Below are 16,693 nucleotides of genomic sequence, written 5' to 3'. Positions count from 1 at the left end.
AATTTTAATAATAGAAATCATAAAACCTTCTGATTTGTTTGTCAACATAGTATTTTTGCGAACTTTATAATGGTATCGCTTTCATCGTTGAGGCAGTATAGAGAAATTTTTTTCAGCAAAAAAGCAAAATAGAAAATAGGAACCCCCTTTTTATGATAAAACAAGGGCTCCATAAACTAATGCACCAGCAATGACATAAGCAGAATGCACTTTCATCTTTTCCATTAACACATAGCTGATGCCGCCGATAAGAATGGTCTGCAGAAGCCCGACTCCTTCATAAGAAGAGAAAAGGAAATCGTAGGTCATGACTCCAAGCAATACAGCAATTACCGGACGGACAATAATGGTCAGCCGTTTTACCTTGGGTGAATCTTTAAACTTCATAAGCAAGCCAAGGAGTCCGATCATCAAGACCAGCGAAGGCGCCACCGTTGCAAAGACTCCTACTATAGCACCCAGAACCCCGCCCTCGGAATAGCCAATATAGCCGGCCATTTTCGTGGCTATTGGTCCCGGCAATGCATTACCCATCGCGAGCACTTCGCTGAACTCATTGACCGTCATCCAGCCGTAGCGGTCGACGACCTCGTTCTCAATCAGCGGAATGGAAGCTGGGCCGCCGCCATAGCCGAGAATCCCAGGAATGAAAAATGCCAAAAATATTTTAAAATAAAGCATCACTTATCCCCTCCCGCATCTTTTTGCATGGAGGGAGATGGTCCCTTCATGAGCAAGGCACCGATTAACAGCACAAAAATCAGGATTGCTGGATGCAGGTGCAGAAACTGAAGCAGCAGCAGGCTGCCTCCGAGCGCAATAACAGTCCATTTCCATCCCAGCTTGGAGGTACCCGATTTTTTTATAAAGTCCCAGGTAAGGACAGCAAGCATTACAGCAACAACTGGCACGACAGCCTGGGCCATCCCGCTTACCCACGGCTCATCCTTGTAGGCATTAAGACCGGTCAGGAGGAGGATCATCAAGATGATTGTCGGTATGATTGTTGCTGCAAGCGCGGTTATCATCCCAAGAACTCCGCCCACCCGGAAGCCGATATAACCGGCCATTTTTGTGTTAATCGGACCTGGGAGGGCATTTCCCAATGCAAGGATATCGCTGAATTCATCTGAATCCATCCATTTATATTTCTCTACAACTTCCTTATGTACTAGTGGAATGGAGGACGGACCGCCCCCATAGCCGAGAATTCCGACCCGAAAAAAAGCCAAAAACAAATCAGCCTGTTTCATGCCCTTCACCTTCTTTTTGTAATCACTTTTCCATGCCAGTTTCTATTTATCTATCCCCTGATTGTACAAACAAGTAAAAAGTATCACAGCACATCAGCCGCGATAATTACATTTTACCTGTTAATGTTAAATACGGAAACCGAAATATTTCTCTTCCCCAGCTTTAGGCTAAGGTTATTTCCTGATCGTTTGCAGTTTATTAAAATACAGGGAGCCAATGGAGAGAATGGTGCAGATGCAATTGACACTGGTTGCTGAACAAAATTATCAGGCACCGGAAAAAAGGGGACCAATGATGCAGATTTGTGACCGAAAATTCCAGCCACCGGAAAAAGGCCATAAATAGAGCACATTAATGACCGAAAATTCCAATACTCGGAAAAATAGGGCTCAAATGAAGCAGCAGGTCATTAATCGCCACGCATCTTCCCCAAAAATAAGGCAGGCTGTACAAAACAGCCTGCCTAGCTAGATTATTTCACTTTTGAAAATCTGTTCAAATCTCCGTTTTCTCCGAGAACGATCAGGATGTCTTCGGCTCTTAATGTTTTTTCAGGGTCAGGGGAAATGTCTACCTTCGTACCTGTTTTTACTCCGATAACGGTGATATTGTATTTTGCACGGAGATTGATCTCGATCAGGTTTTTGCCTGCCATGCTCATTGGGAGTTTGATTTCTTCAATGCTGTAGTCATCTGAAAGCTCGATGAAGTTCAGTACGTTAGGTGAGGCCATCAGCTGATGTGCTACTCTTTCTCCCATATCTCTTTCCGGGAAGATGACTTTGTCTGCCCCGACCTTGAACAATACCTGTGCATGGTGCTTGTTGAGCGCTTTTGCGACGACATTGGCTACTCCCATTTCCTTGAGGATGAGAACTGTCAGGATACTTGCCTGGATGTCGTCGCCAATCGCAACGATAACTGTATCAAAGTTCCTGATTCCAACAGCCCTCAGCGTTTGCTCATCGGTTGAATCGCCGATTACTGCATGAGTGACGTGTTCCTTGTATTCCTCAATATATTGTTCTTTTTTATCGATTGCGAGTACATCGTTTCCTTCATTATAAAGGGAGGTCGCTACACTTGATCCAAAACGGCCCATCCCGATTACTGCGTATTGCTTTGCCATAAGTACATCCTCCTAGCCAATCATCACTTTCCCAGCCGGATAGCGGTAATGGTCTTCTTTTCTTTTTTTTGCTACTGCAAAAGCTAGTGTCATCGGACCAATCCGGCCTGCGAACATCGTAAAGGTAATCAAAATCTTCCCCATCGGTGACAGCTCAGGTGTCAATCCCATCGACAGGCCGACTGTTGCGAAGGCAGATACCGTCTCGAAGAAAAGCATCAGAAACTCTTTTCCCGGTTCTGTCACGGTCAACACCATTGTAACGGATATAACGAGAAAAAGTGCAATGAGTGTTACTGTCAAAGATTTATAAATAATGGTGTAGTCCATCCTTCTGCCAAAGAAGGTGACATCCTCCCTGCCACGGATCTGGGATTTTACCGCCCCCATCAGAATTGCGAATGTGGTTGTTTTGATCCCGCCGCCAGTCGAACCTGGGGAAGCGCCGATAAACATCAGAAAAATAATCAAGAATAATGTTGTTTGCGTTAAATCGCCAATATTTAATGTATTGGAGCCAGCAGTCCTTGGCGTAACTGCTTGATAAAGAGAACTCAAGAATTTCCCGGACATGGACAACGGTTTTAAAGTAGCCGGATTTTTGTATTCAAGCAAAAAGATCAGCACCGTCCCAATCAGCACCAGAATACCGGATACTGTAAGTACGATTTTAGAATGCAGTGAAATTCGTTTCGTGCTTTTGTATTCAAACAGCTCATTCATTACGATGAAGCCGATTCCGCCCAAACTGATCAGCGAGATAAGTGTAAAGTTAACCACCGGATCGTTCACGTACGCCGTCAGCCCGCGAAACTCTCCCATTAAGTCAAATCCTGCATTATTAAAATTGGAGACAGCATGGAAAAAGCCGAAGTAAATCGCTTTGCCGGCAGCCATATCATGGGCAAACCTCAGAGATAACAGGATGCCACCTGTAATCTCAATCAACGCTGTAAAAATAAGGATCCGTTTTACAAGCCGGACGACCCCTTCCACAGAGGTGTTATTCAATGATTCCTGGATGACCAGCCTCTCTTTTAAAGAGATTTTTTTTCCCAGGACGAAGGCCAGAAGTGTGGCAAAACTCATGAAACCAAGTCCGCCAATCTGGATCATCGAAAGGATGACTACCTCACCAAAAGTAGTGAAGGTATCTCCTGTATCAACAACTACCAGTCCGGTAACGCAGGTCGCTGAAGTGGCTGTAAACAACGCATCCATCCACGAGAGCCCTTTGCCATCTACAGTAGCAGCGGGAAGTGACAGCAGAATCGAGCCAAGCATTATGATGATCCCAAAACCCAGGACAAGCACCTTAGGAGGCTCAAGCTTTAAAAGCATTTTCCTGCGCATGTTGTTTCCCCTTCTTCCCTTAGTATGAGGAATTCTGTTCTTATTATTTCCTGCAGGAGCTTCTTGTTCAGCAAATGTAAATATCCGGATTATTTAAATCAGACAAAACAAAAAAGCCCTCAGAGGCTAACGGATATAGCCTTGTGGACTTTTGAACAGACTCGTCTCACAAGCTTCACCTTCCTCTTCTGCAACGCTTACGGAGTTAGCTGTCGGATTAGGGCTCAGAATAGCCCCGCCTTTAAAAAGGCTTCACCCCAAGTGGATCACCACCCACAATAGTTGGTTCCCCCGCTCCCATTGGATTCAGCGATTTAGAAATATGAAACTTATTCAATTGTCGCTATAGAATGAAATCTGAAACTGTTGTAATCATACTCCGGCGCACTTCTAGTTGTAAAGCATGAAAAGTAAGCTAAAAATGACTCTTTGAGCCCAAATTATACGAAAACATCCAGCATATCCTTGCTTATCTCACCGAATCACTGTTTTTCTTTGTTTTTTAAGGAGAATATCTAAACTTTGTTAGATCGGCTGAGGTTACTTAAAATTAGTATTTAAGATTTTGTCTGTTCAGCAAAAAAAGCAGCCCAGCTTTGCAACTGGACTGCCTGATAAAGCATTTATTTTAGAGCAGTAGTCTGGATAAATTCCTTCGTGCGCTCTTCCTTTGGATTAGTAAAGAATGCTTCTGGCTTTGCTTTTTCAACGATAATGCCTTCATCCATGTAGACGATCTAGTCGGCTACCTCACGGGCAAAGCCCATTTCGTGGGTTACGACCACCATCGTCATGCCTTCCTCAGCCAGTTCCTTCATGGTTGCCAGTACTTCTCCAACCAATTCCGGGTCCAATGCAGAAGTCGGTTCGTCAAACAGCATGATATCCGGCTTCATTGCCAGCGCGCGGGCAATCGCCACCCTTTGCTTTTGTCCGCCGGAAAGCTTGCTCGGATAGACATCCGCCTTGTCTTCAAGACCGACCTTCACAAGCAGTTCCTTTGCTTCTCTCACTGCAGCATCTTTAGAAACTTTTTTTACATGGACTGGTGCTTCAATGATATTTTCAAGTACAGTCATATGTGGAAAAAGATTAAAATGCTGGAATACCATCCCAACCTTTTGGCGGACTTCATTTATATCATGGGTTTCCTGGGAAACCTCCTTGCCCTCGAGAATGATTTTGCCGCTGTCCTTCTTCTCAAGGAAATTGATGCAGCGCAGCAATGTACTTTTACCAGAACCACTGGCACCAACAAGGCAGACTACGTCACTTTCTTTTACAGTAATATTGACATCTTTCAGGACATGCAGGTCTCCAAAGGACTTATTTAAATTTTCGATATGGATCATTTCTTTTGTATACACACAATTTCCCTCCTTACCTGTCACTTACGGCCAATCTCTTTTCAATCGCTCTCACTGCCAATGTCAAGATCGCGACAAGTACTAAATAGTAGAATGCTACGATTAATAGATAAGTCATTTCATCAAAGTTGTTCGACCCAAGTGTTGTTGCCACGTTGAACAATTCATTCATCGAGATGAAGGCTGCCAGTGAGGAGTCCTTCAGGCCGATGATAAATTGGTTGCCAAGCGGCGGCAGAGAACGCCTGAATGCCTGAGGCAAAATGATCCTTCTCATTGTCAGGGCCTTTGACATACCCAATGAACGTCCAGCTTCCATTTGCCCTTTATCGACAGATTGAATCGTACCACGGAAAATTTCAGCAATATAAGCACCATTATGGAAGGCCAGCGCCAATGCCGCAGCCCAGAAATCAGGAATCAGGAAAATCCCGCTGATCCCGAAATATAAAATGAAGATTTGGACGATTAATGGCGTACCCCTTACGAGATAAACATACGCATCGGAAATCCATTCGAGCGGTTTAATATTAGAAATTTTTAAGAGTGCAAAGAATAGACCTATCACGATCCCTACTAAAATTGATACAACGGTCAGCTGCAGTGTAAGCAGCATCGCATCGATAAACAGGTCACTGCTGTCTATGAATGTTTTAAAAAGATGTCCTATACTTGGCAAAGCTTTTACTTCCCTTCTCTATAAATTATCTATCTGTCTACTCTGGCTTCGTGGTGATATCCTCGCCAAAGTATTCCTCGCTGATTTTTGAAAGTGTGCCATCCTTGCGCAGCTTCTCAAGCGCTTCGTTAACCCGTTTTAAAAGCTGAGGGTTGTCCTTTGGCACAACGACAGCCTGCTCACTCCGTTCAATCAGCTGCCTTCCTTCAATCTGGAAGCCTTCCTTGGCAGCACTTTTCCCTGTGACGAAGTCGGTGATGACCGCGTCATGGCGGCCTGTGCTCAAGGCTTTCAATGCAGTGATATCACTGTCATACATCTTAATGTTTGGTGTATATCTGGAGGCTGTATCCGCATATGTTGAACCCTTTGCGACAGCAACTTCCTTTCCTTTTAAATCATCGACAGTCTTGATGCCGCTATCTGGCCTTACAAATATTTGCGGACCGGAATAGTAATATGGAGTTGAAAATAATACATGCTTGCTTCGCTGAGGGTTAATTGTGTGGCTGGCAACCGCGACATCAGCTCTCCCAGTCTTTACCCCTTCCACAATCCCCTTGAATTTCATCCTTTTTTGAACGGGTTTGAGTCCCATTTCTTTAGCGATTGCTTCTCCAACTTCGATATCAAAGCCTGTCATTGTTAAATCATCATTTAAATAACTGAACGGCTTAAATTCGCCGGAAGCAGTAAAAACTAACTCGTCCTTGTCAATCAGCTCTGTTCCATCCTGAAGCTGTTCCTTTTCGGCACAGGCGGATAAAAACAATGCTGAAAGCACAAGCACTGCAAAAAGTACCCATTTTTTTGGCATTCCCCTATGATCTCCTCTCTCTTTTTCGCTTGCTAGTTAACTAAATACCCTATATCAAGAGGCGATAATCATAAAATCCAAGGAGGTTGCTGTAAGGATGGGAGATATATGGGAATTGAGGTAATGAAATTTAAAGAGGTCTCCCTCTATAGGGCATTCATTGAATACTCCTCCTCCTGAATGTCCTATAGAACTCTCATAAAAGACTTTCACTGACTACTTTTCCTTCTGAATGTCCTATAGAGCCCCTATATTAGACATTCACTGACTACTCCCTCGCCTGAATGTCCTATAGGTACGCCGAGAAGGGGATTTTCCCCTATAAATAGATGGAATGGTTTATTGGATAATTTTTAAAGGTAAATAATAGAGTTAAGAGCTTCGGCAAAGATTGGAGGCAGATGGGATGAAAGCAATGATTATCATGAATCCGTCATCCGGAAAAGAAAAAGCGAATGATTATGTGCAAAAAATCGAAGAAACCCTGCGGGGGAAATATAGTCAGATAGATATTAGGAAAACAGAAAAAGAAGGAGATGCTGCGGCCTTTGCAACTGAAGCCTGCGTTGCCGTTTATGATGCAGTGATCGCGATGGGCGGCGACGGTACGGTCAATGAAGCGATCAATGGACTTGCCGAACAGAGCCATCGACCTGCTCTTGGAATTATCCCTCTCGGCACGATCAATGACTTTGCCAGGGCACTGAATATTCCTCTCGATCCGTATGAAGCAATTGCATTATTGGAGGATCAGCATACTGCTGGAGTGGATATTGGAAAAATTGATGAAGGTTATTTTGCCAATGTGCTTGCTGTCGGCTCTATTGCCGAAGCCTCCTACAACGTTACGGCTGAACAAAAGACAAAGTTTGGATCACTTGCGTATTTCCTTGAAGGTGCGAAGTCCTTCATCAGCGGTGAATCAATTCAATTGAAGGTTGAGTATGAGGATGGCAGCTGGGAAGGAGAAGCTTTCCTGTTATTGGCTGCTCTTACCAACTCGGTGGGCGGGTTCGAAGCACTCGCACCTGATGCGGATGTAAACGATGGAAAGTTCCATGCTTTTATTTTCAAAAAAATGAGCTTTCCGCGAATCGCCACGCTCATTCCTTCCCTGTTGAAGGGTGAATTAAAGGAAAGTGAGGAAATAGAATATGTGCGTACTTCATTCCTCAATGTTTCCTCCAATAAGGATCATGTAGTGAACATAGATGGAGAAGAAGGACAGCCGCTGCCTTTCCATGCGAAGGTTTTAACAGGGCATCTGAATGTTTTTGTCCCTAAGAACGACAAAGAATAGTGCAGGTTTCTCTCGCTACTTCCTTGCTGAACGCAGCTTTAAAAGAAACTCATATTGAGCCAGACATTAAAAAACCTGAACAGGACCGATCCCGTTCAGGTTTCTTGCTTATTTTACACTAGAGTTGAAATTGTAGAAGAATTTTGCAGTGATAGAACCGTCTTTATTCTCCTTAATGTCTGTTACATGGATGCCGGAATCAGCAGGTGTATCACTAAAGCCTTTCCAGAAGTAGTAAGAACCAGAGTGAACATTTCCTGATACAGGAGTAATTTTGCTGCCAGTCTTAAAGAAGTCAGCAGCATCTCCGCGGTTTAAATTCTTCTCTAGATCATATAATCCATCGGCCTGGAGGACAGATAAACCATAGTGAGTCACAACATCACCATTGCTTGCAGTTTGTGACTGATTGTACTGGAAGCGCTTGTTCATCCAGTTTTCAACGTTGTTTGGACGGAATCCTGCAGTTTGGTATAGGTTGATGACATTTTCATCCACATGCCATGCCACTAGTCCATGAGCATCCTTCCCTTGGCGGATCATCCCTTTGTTGAAGCCGTCCTGCTGCATGTTTTCAAACAGGAAGTACTCTGTTCCATTTGAGCCTGGAACTTCCATCTTTACAATGCCATTGTCAGCTTGTGCTTTGTTGACCGCTGGCAATGTAATTGTTTGGACACCATCTTCTGGCTTTACTTCAATAGGATCTACCCATCCAAGGAAGATCTTAGAGAACGGATCAAAATGGGTTGGCGAGTTGCCGCCATAGGCAGCATTATCAGGATAACGCATCCAGGAACCGCCAGCCATCATTGAGTAGTTTCCGACACCTTCAGATGTGTACACTGTATCGTAGAAATCAGGCAGCCCTAAAGCATGTCCAAATTCGTGGGCATAAACACCAGTCTGCACTGGGAATGGGCCAGTTTTCTTTTCGTCGCTATAAGTATTTGTTGCAGCATCGAAACCAGCAACGTTACCGCCAATACCCGGCTGGATATTGTAGTTATTGACGACAACTCCATCGTAGGTCATATCTTCTTGGACTGTTTTGTCAATCCAGTCACCTTGACTCATACCCTCATATTGAGGAGTCGTTTTTCCAGTTTCATAGTATTTACCATAGTATAAAGCACTCAGGAGACTCCACTTGTGGGACCAGAATTGGCCTGGGTCGCGGCTGTATTCAGCGCCTGTACCTTCATGGATTACGAATACATTCGGAACTTCTCCATCGACTGCATACTGAGAGAAATCAACCTGCTCATCGGCAGCCTTCAATAGGTCACGGACAAATTCACCAGTGTGTGCGTCACCGTTTACGTTGCCATTTACATACTTGCCGCCTTCAGCATATATTCCTTCCTGATCTAGATAGTAGGAAGCTCCCTTAGGCATCTCAACCCATACGAATTCAGTGTTTTCTTTTCTTACTAAGTTAACTTTTCCGTAACTTGATTCTTTATAAGCATTTTGCATGGTACGGTCTTTTGGCACATCTTTACCATCAAACTGCTTGAATTGTGGCAGTTCATATGGGTTGTACTCGGTTCCGAAAATCAAGTCCTCATAGTAATGCGGCGGGACTTGTCCAGGCATATCGCCTACCGGCTCGTCACCATCAGGGTATTTGGCTAAAAGCACGAGAACCGGGACATCCCCTGTCGCTTTCTTATATGCGACATGATTATCTCCAGGCTGCTGGAACTTGGCTCCCGCCTGTGCAGCTTTTTCCGCCGGGTCAACCTTGGAAATATCAATTCCAAGCTCCTTCGCTCTGTCGACTAGCTCCGGTGCAGCACCAACATGGTGTGCAAGACTGATTTCATACTTTTTCTGGGGGTTGGCAGCCGAATCAGCCGGACTGATTCCTGCGAAAACCGCACTGCCGGCTAATGCCAGAGTAAGTGCGGAAGTTGATAGGACCTTTAACATAATCTTCACTCCCTAGTAGAATTTATTTCTGTTCCCTAATAATAATAAATATTCAGTATATTCTAAATAGGAGGAAAGCATTGATTGATAGATTCCTTAGTGATGCGAAAGACTTATTTTTCAGTATTTCGACTAGATTTTCCCAATAAAAAGACTATAAAGTAATTATTGATTTCAATCATGCCATAGTCAGCTTTGCTCATTGGCAAAATAAAAAGGCTTCGCATGAGCGAAGCCTTTGATATCTTACAAAATGTCCAGCCAAATCTTGATTGCTGTACCTAAAATCAGAATTGCAAGGATGTATTGAAGGACTTTTGTATTTACTTTTTTACCTGCGGTAGCACCTAGTGGTGAAGCGATCAGACTCGCTACAACCATGATAAGTGCCGGTACAAAATCCACCTGGCCTGTAGCAATTTTACCTACAGTTGAACCGATGGAAGAAATGAATGTGATCGCCAATGAAGTAGCGATTGTCATCCTGGTAGGGATTTTTAGGACAACGAGCATGATTGGAACGAGCAGGAACGCACCTGCTGCACCGACAACCCCTGCTCCAACACCGACGATGAACGCGAAGAAGGCCGCCAGCCATTTATTGAATGTAACCTGGTCAAGCGGGATATCATCCACGTTCTTTTTAGGGACAAACATCATGACTGCCGCGATTAACGCAAGGACACCATATACGATGTTGATGCCGCCCTCTGACATGAATCTTGAACCATAGCTTCCGATCAAGCTTCCGACCAAGATGCTCGCACCCATGTAAATGATCAATGTCTTGTTCAGGTAACCGCCTTTACGGTAGGCCCAGACACCGCCGATTGTTGCGAAGAATACTTGCACCGCACTGATACCTGATACTTCGTGGGCACTGAAAGCGGCAAGTCCAAACAATGGTGGAATATATAATAGCATTGGATATTTAATGATGGAACCGCCGATACCTACCATACCAGAAATGTAAGATCCGATAAAACCAATTAAAAATATGACGATTAAAAACGTGAAATCCATTTGGCTTCCTCCTATAAACTATTTCTGATTCTTTTTTATGAATGAAACAGGAAAAGGGGGAAAATCCCCCCCTTTTTTAGTTAGGCTTTCTTCATCCAGAACTTGAACACACCGTTTTCTTCTTCGTGCTTAAGAAGTTCGTTTCCTGTTGATTGTGCCCAAGCTGCTAGATCTTTAACAGCGCCTTTGTCAGTTGTATGGATTTCTAATACTTCACCAGATTGAAGGTCAGTGATTGCCTTCTTTGTCTTTACGATTGGCATTGGACAAGCTAGTCCTTTTGCGTCTAATACTTTTGCTACGTTCATGTTAAAATTCCTCCTCAGTTGTCATTACAAGTTTTTTTGAATTGCCATCAGGAGAACTGGTCCCCTGATGGGAAAATACAATTTATCTTACCGCACAGCGGTTTGGCCCGATTTCCATTTCTCTTTGCTTTTCTTCATCTGGGTTGATTTTACCCATGTTTGTTTCACGGATTTCCTGGTATGCATTTGGCTGCGGTGGCAGGTTTTCCGTTACAAGCTTGCGGAATTCTGCTTCGTCTTCGATGTTCAAGCCATGGTTCTTAGCGAAAAGAGTGCCTAATTTTTCAGATACGCTACCGTCTTCGTTCAGCTCTTCAATGATCATGAAGTGCGCTGGAAGTACAACAAGCTCCTCGGAAAGCTCTTTGTAACGTGTGTAAAGTGAATTTCTAAGATCTGTTACCCAGTCCTCTGCTTTACCAGCAAGGTCCGGACGTCCAATTGAGTCAATGAATAGTATATCCCCTGATAGAAGATATTTTTCATCTACTACAAATGAAGTAGATCCGATAGTGTGGCCCGGTGTGTAAAGTGCGTTGATATCGATGTTTGTTTCGCCGATTTTCACGTTATTTCCATCTTCCAGAGGCTGGTAGCTGAATGTAACTTCCTCAGCGTCTTTTGGAGGCAGCCAGTAAGTTGCACCAGTTGCTTCAGCAATTTTTCTGCCGCCTGAAATGTGGTCAGCGTGCAGGTGAGTATCAAATACATGCTTGATTTCAACGCCAACCTCTTTAGCGAAATCAAGGTAAACATCAGTCATTCTTGTAGCATCGATCAATGCTGCTTCGCCGTTTGAAACGACAGCATATGAAAGGCAGCCTTTACCGATACGGACGAATTGGTACATTGCTCCGCCATCTTTAAGATCGCCAACCTTGACTGGCTCCAGATGCTCACTCCAGGCTTTCATTCCGCCCTGGAGGTAAGAAACTTCACGGCCCGCTTCCTCAAGCATTTCAGCAACCATGACAGATGATCCTTCTTTTGCACATACTACAAGTACTTCTTTATCAGTTGGGACCTTATCCAGGATTTCTTCTACACCATCAAGAAGATCAAAATATGGCACGTTCATATATTCGAAGTTTTCGCCTTCGATCTTCCAATCATTGAAGTCACTTTCATTACGTACATCAAGAATGAAAAATGGTTCTTTATTGAATACTTTTTTTGTCACTTCTTTAGACGTCATTGCTTTCATATCAACTCTTACCTCCTAGGGTATAATTTTTTCAAAAAAATAATTAGTTCACTTTTGATTCAGTCGGCCCATTCCATTCGGACATGCCTGGCACTACGTTCCAAACTTTTTCGAAGCCTTTATCGGACAACGTTTGTGAAGCCATATCGCTTCGATTGCCAGTACGGCAGACAACTAGGATTGTTTTGTTCTTATCCAGTTCTGAAACGCGGTTTTCAAGGTCACCGAAAGGAATTGAAACAGCATTGGGAATGTGTCCAAAAGCATATTCAGCAGGTTCCCTTACATCAAGGACAACAACATCCTCATTTGCTTCAAGCTTTTTGATCAATTCATCGTTTGATACAATGTTAGGATATTTTGTTTCTTCCTTTTCTTCACTAGCTCCGCCTTTGCGGATATAATGCTTAAGGACATCGCCTTCTTCAATTGTTCCAAGGTATTGATGGCCAGAGCTTTTCGCCCATGCTTGGATATCAGCCTTAGAACCTTTATCCGTTGCGAGCACTTCTAAAACCTCGCCCGGGTTTAAAGTATTGATTGCTTTCTTCGTTCTTACAATCGGCATTGGGCAGGCAAGCCCTTTTGCATCGACTGTGGAATTCGTTTTTACAGTTTCCATCATTTGACCTCCACTTAGGTATTTTCTATTTGAAGGAGTTCACATAGAGCATCATACTCTATGTGAACATCCTGTTTAGATGAACAGATTTACATTGCCATTTTCTGCATCAGCAAGGTATGCTGCTACACCGGCAAATTCAACACCATCCATGATCTCTTCTTGCCTTAGACCAAGCAAGTCGACGGTCATCTGGCAGGCAACAAGTTTAATATCCTGCTCCTTTGCCATTTCAATCAGGTCAGGAAGCGGCATTGCATTGTGCTTTTTCATTACATCCTTGATCATTTTAGGACCAAAACCAGCATAATTCATTTTAGAAAGGCCCATTTTGTTAGCGCCTCTTGGCATCATCTTGCCAAACATTTTTTCAATGAATGATTTTTCAACCTGGATTGGTTCATCTTTTCTTAATGCATTCAATCCCCAGAATGTGTGGAAGATTGTTACTTCGTGGTCATATGCTGCAGCTCCGTTCGCGATGATGTAAGCTGCCATTGCCTTATCATAATCCCCGCTGAATAAAACAATCGTCGTTTTCTTTCTCTCTTCCATTCTTCTCCCCCTGAAAAATTACCGCAATGGGTATTTTTTATTGTAAAAAAATATCTATCTTTTCTAACGTGGTTACGTTGTTAAATACCTCACAGGGTATATACTATAGAATTTCCGGTCTAATGTCAACAGTAAAAACGAATTTTTTATGAACTTTTTCAGTAACGCATTTTCCTGCTTATAAATTCCACCTTCAAGCAGTTATTAAATGTGGATCGTCCTGATAATTTAATCCTAATATTAATTTGCACAGCGAATTCAGCATTTGTTAATATATGCCCAGTAATGGTAGGCTGCGATTAATACTTGGAAATAGCAAAAGTATAATATCGATTTGTATGAAATTATAATAGAAGTTTAATTAAAAAGTTTTTTGAAGGTTCATTTGCGGATTACCAATACTTATATAGAAGAAAAAATTTTATTTGAATAGCTTTTACGGAGTTATGTTATTAGGAAGTATCCATTTTGAGGCTGGTATGGCACAACTTTATAATTAGCAGATTGTAAAGTTTGTGTTCCCATGCCTGTTATTCATCATCAAGCATTCTGTATTTGACACTTTCGTCATATAGGCCGGCTTTCTTGCTCCACAACCAAATGATTCCTGCCGATCCTGTAAAGGCAAACATCACTAACAGCAATATCCAGGCTCCTGCAACCATCGCTGCACCTCCTTAATTATTCAAGTATTCCATTCACCGAATTACTCTAACAGAAATTCAGGAAACCGTCCAGAGTATATTTTAGGGGTTGTGCATTTCCTGCTTTAGAATTACAATGTGGTCAAATTAAATAAGGAGGTACCACTATGGAACACCAGTCACTTGGTCTTTATTTTGATTTCCTTTATTACATCGGAGTGCCTATTCTAATCATCTTTATCCTTGATACGATACGTAAGAAGTACAATAAAAAAGAAGAGCAAAACTAAAAATACATTTAGCAGGACGGATTTATCCGTTCTGTTTTTTTTTGCCTGAATTGTAAAAAAAGCCGATATATTTCCAATTGAACTCTACGTATTCAACAATTGGATAGCCCTATAGAAAAGTTGAATCACTGAATTCAGAGATGCAATGTATCATTTAACATAGCAGATTGTGAAGAAATTGTGAAATATATGTGTTTATTTTATGAACAAGGGAGTGTCTAAATGTTTACAGATGAAAAATGGAGTTCTTCAAAGAACTGGTTCATTGCTGCTGTGTTTTGGATTATCGTCGGCATGAGCATGGGACTTCTTACTGCAACAAAGCAAATCTGGCCTGAGTTGCTGAACAACCGCTGGACTACTTACGGGCATATTCGTTCTGCCCACGTAATGCTTGTCATCTATGCATGGTTATCGATGGCATATGTAGGTTCAATGTTTTACATGGTTCCTAAGCTTGCTAAAACGACTATTTATAGCGAGAAGCTTGGAAATTTCGCACTGGTATTCTATAATATCGTAATTTTGGAAGGATTCTTCGCTTTGCTTTTTGGCCAGACCGAAGTAATCGAATACGGAGAATTCCCTCTATGGGTCGATGTTCAGCTTCTTGTAGCTATTGCAATTGTTGCTTATAACATTTTCAAGACAGTTGGACAGAGAACGGAAAAAATGCTTTATGTCAGCCTATGGTACTTCTTAGGTTCTCTTTTATGGCTTCCGCTGACATGGATTGTCGGAAACTTCCCGGCCCAATTGATTCCAAGCGGTGTGCAGCAAGGCCTGATGGGCTGGTTCCTCGGTCACAACGCAATTGGTCTTTGGATGACAACAGTCGGTGTTGGCCAGATTTATTACCTGCTTCCTAAATTGACTGGCCGCCCTCTGTACAGCCATCAATTATCCATGATTGGTTTCTGGGCAATCGCAACTTTTTATGTATGGAACGGTCCTCACCACTTGATGAACGGACCAATCCCTGGATGGATTTCAAAAGCAGGTGTCATCCCTTCCATCGTACTCTTAATCCCTGTATGGGCCGTATTGGCAAACTTCTGGGGGACAATGAAGGGTTCATGGGCACAGACAAGGTCCAGTGTACCGCTGCGTTTCACAATGGCTGGGACGATTTTTTACTTATTCGCATGTCTCCAGGGACCATTGCAGGCTCTTCCATCCGTAAGTTCAGTCATTAAATTCACTCACTGGACTGTTGGGCATGCACATATGGGACCATTCGGCGCATTTTCTTTCACATCATTCGCTGCAATCTATTACATTCTGCCAAAAATTGTCGGACGTGAAATGTTCAGCAAGAGAGCTATGGAAGCTCACTTCTGGTTTTCAACAGTTGGATTTTTGGTTTTCGCGTTTTCCTTATGGATCGCTGGCGTTGTCCAGGGATTCGCTTGGATCGATGGTGTACCATTCCTGAAGACCGTCTTGATGATGAAGCCTTACGTAGAGGGCCGCGCAATTGGCGGAACGATGATCTATGTAGCTCAATTCTTCCTGGCATGGAATATGTATAAAACTATTAAACTAGCAAAAATCGAGAAAAAACAGCAAGCACAGCAGCAAGCTGCTACTGCTTAAAGAGGAGGGAACACGTTGGAACGTAAACCATCAGCTGTATTAATCGTTGCTTTAATTTTATGGACATTCGGTGTTGCCGGTACTGTTATCCTTCCCCTCTTCGACCAGGAAATCAACTCTGCGACTGCAAGCGGTGAGCTTCGCAATTATCCAGAGGACTCTGCTGAAGCAAGAGGAAGAGAAGTTTATATCCAAAACGGCTGCCAGACATGCCACACACAGTTCGTAAGGGCATTGCCTGCCGATACAAACCAAAACCTTGGTCCCGTATCACAAGGCGGCGACTATAAATATGATTTACCCCATCTGTTGGGATCTAACCGTACTGGCCCGGATTTGATGTGGGTCGGCTTGAAATATAATGAAGACTGGCAGCGCCAGCACTTGATCGACCCTCAATCAACTAGCCCGGGCTCAATCATGCCTTCATTTGATTACTTGACCAATCAGGAACTTGATGACCTCGTTGCTTACTTGATGAGCCTCAAGCCAACAGAAGAAAGACTCGAGGAATACAAGAAAGAAATGAACCACATGAAAGAATCTGATCATAAGTAGGCTGCCAGGCCTGACCATCCCTTATAAATGGCTTTGTAAAGGCCAGCACAATCCATTTC

At 43.1% G+C, this 16,693-nt stretch carries 17 protein-coding genes, 1 pseudogene and 1 riboswitch; of the genes and pseudogenes, 4 read left to right on the top strand and 14 right to left on the bottom strand.

Going from position 1 to position 16,693, the window contains the following annotated elements:
- Window positions 1-150: 150 nt before the first annotated feature.
- The 7 genes and pseudogenes from AC3EBE_RS02400 to AC3EBE_RS02370 form a co-directional block, all read right to left on the bottom strand.
- Complete coding sequence (locus tag AC3EBE_RS02400; protein ID WP_488593415.1) at window positions 151-681, bottom strand: chromate transporter; 531 nt, start codon at window positions 679-681, stop codon at window positions 151-153.
- Complete coding sequence (locus tag AC3EBE_RS02395; RefSeq protein WP_488593414.1) at window positions 681-1,253, bottom strand: chromate transporter; 573 nt, start codon at window positions 1,251-1,253, stop codon at window positions 681-683. The genes AC3EBE_RS02400 and AC3EBE_RS02395 overlap by 1 nt, the downstream gene beginning before the upstream one ends.
- 473 nt (window positions 1,254-1,726) lie before the next feature.
- Entirely contained in the window at window positions 1,727-2,383 is a 657-nt protein-coding gene (locus tag AC3EBE_RS02390) for a potassium channel family protein (RefSeq protein ID WP_488593413.1), read from the bottom strand.
- Window positions 2,384-2,395: 12 nt separating this feature from the next.
- Window positions 2,396-3,736 carry a TrkH family potassium uptake protein gene (locus AC3EBE_RS02385; protein ID WP_488593412.1) on the bottom strand — a complete coding sequence of 447 codons (1,341 nt, stop codon included), beginning with the start codon at window positions 3,734-3,736 and terminating at the stop codon, window positions 2,396-2,398.
- A gap of 179 nt (window positions 3,737-3,915) precedes the next feature.
- Window positions 3,916-4,058, bottom strand: a riboswitch (cyclic di-AMP (ydaO/yuaA leader).
- A 301-nt stretch (window positions 4,059-4,359) separates the two neighbouring features.
- Window positions 4,360-5,088: pseudogene (locus AC3EBE_RS02380) on the bottom strand (amino acid ABC transporter ATP-binding protein).
- 28 nt (window positions 5,089-5,116) lie between these two features.
- Window positions 5,117-5,782, bottom strand: coding sequence for an amino acid ABC transporter permease (locus AC3EBE_RS02375; RefSeq protein WP_488593411.1), 666 nt, complete (start codon window positions 5,780-5,782; stop codon window positions 5,117-5,119).
- 37 nt (window positions 5,783-5,819) lie between these two features.
- The gene (locus tag AC3EBE_RS02370) at window positions 5,820-6,599 is read right to left on the bottom strand and encodes a transporter substrate-binding domain-containing protein (protein WP_488593410.1); all 780 of its coding nucleotides are present in this window, start codon (window positions 6,597-6,599) and stop codon (window positions 5,820-5,822) included.
- A gap of 406 nt (window positions 6,600-7,005) precedes the next feature.
- Between AC3EBE_RS02370 and AC3EBE_RS02365 the strand changes: the two genes are divergently transcribed.
- Complete coding sequence (locus tag AC3EBE_RS02365) at window positions 7,006-7,899, top strand: diacylglycerol/lipid kinase family protein (RefSeq protein WP_488593409.1); 894 nt, start codon at window positions 7,006-7,008, stop codon at window positions 7,897-7,899.
- Window positions 7,900-8,007: 108 nt separating this feature from the next.
- Here the strand turns inward: AC3EBE_RS02365 and AC3EBE_RS02360 are convergent, their stop codons facing one another.
- The 7 genes from AC3EBE_RS02360 to AC3EBE_RS02330 form a co-directional block, all read right to left on the bottom strand.
- Window positions 8,008-9,834 (bottom strand): M6 family metalloprotease domain-containing protein, encoded by a 1,827-nt coding sequence (locus AC3EBE_RS02360; RefSeq protein ID WP_488593408.1) that lies wholly within the window; start codon window positions 9,832-9,834, stop codon window positions 8,008-8,010.
- Window positions 9,835-10,080: 246 nt separating this feature from the next.
- Entirely contained in the window at window positions 10,081-10,857 is a 777-nt protein-coding gene (locus AC3EBE_RS02355; protein ID WP_488593407.1) for a sulfite exporter TauE/SafE family protein, read from the bottom strand.
- An 80-nt stretch (window positions 10,858-10,937) separates the two neighbouring features.
- Window positions 10,938-11,165, bottom strand: a complete 228-nt coding sequence (locus AC3EBE_RS02350; RefSeq protein WP_023626705.1) for a sulfurtransferase TusA family protein — start codon at window positions 11,163-11,165, stop codon at window positions 10,938-10,940.
- Between the two features lie 82 nt (window positions 11,166-11,247).
- Complete coding sequence (locus tag AC3EBE_RS02345; protein ID WP_488593406.1) at window positions 11,248-12,369, bottom strand: MBL fold metallo-hydrolase; 1,122 nt, start codon at window positions 12,367-12,369, stop codon at window positions 11,248-11,250.
- Window positions 12,370-12,412: 43 nt separating this feature from the next.
- The gene (locus AC3EBE_RS02340) at window positions 12,413-12,991 is read right to left on the bottom strand and encodes a sulfurtransferase TusA family protein (protein WP_488593428.1); all 579 of its coding nucleotides are present in this window, start codon (window positions 12,989-12,991) and stop codon (window positions 12,413-12,415) included.
- A gap of 75 nt (window positions 12,992-13,066) precedes the next feature.
- On the bottom strand, window positions 13,067-13,546 hold the full coding sequence (locus tag AC3EBE_RS02335) for a DsrE/DsrF/DrsH-like family protein (protein ID WP_488593405.1): 480 nt from the start codon (window positions 13,544-13,546) through the stop codon (window positions 13,067-13,069).
- Between the two features lie 530 nt (window positions 13,547-14,076).
- Window positions 14,077-14,211 (bottom strand): hypothetical protein, encoded by a 135-nt coding sequence (locus AC3EBE_RS02330; RefSeq protein ID WP_488593404.1) that lies wholly within the window; start codon window positions 14,209-14,211, stop codon window positions 14,077-14,079.
- A 146-nt stretch (window positions 14,212-14,357) separates the two neighbouring features.
- Between AC3EBE_RS02330 and AC3EBE_RS02325 the strand changes: the two genes are divergently transcribed.
- The 3 genes from AC3EBE_RS02325 (at window position 14,358) to AC3EBE_RS02315 (ending at window position 16,634) form a co-directional block, all read left to right on the top strand.
- Entirely contained in the window at window positions 14,358-14,480 is a 123-nt protein-coding gene (locus AC3EBE_RS02325) for a hypothetical protein (RefSeq protein ID WP_475094856.1), read from the top strand.
- A 222-nt stretch (window positions 14,481-14,702) separates the two neighbouring features.
- Window positions 14,703-16,076 (top strand): cbb3-type cytochrome c oxidase subunit I, encoded by a 1,374-nt coding sequence (locus AC3EBE_RS02320; protein WP_488593403.1) that lies wholly within the window; start codon window positions 14,703-14,705, stop codon window positions 16,074-16,076.
- A gap of 15 nt (window positions 16,077-16,091) precedes the next feature.
- Complete coding sequence (locus AC3EBE_RS02315; protein WP_488593402.1) at window positions 16,092-16,634, top strand: cbb3-type cytochrome c oxidase subunit II; 543 nt, start codon at window positions 16,092-16,094, stop codon at window positions 16,632-16,634.
- The last annotated feature ends 59 nt before the right edge of the window (window positions 16,635-16,693 follow it).

This window comes from Mesobacillus sp., assembly GCF_057785455.1.
This window is presented reverse-complemented; position numbering and strand designations above follow the sequence as displayed.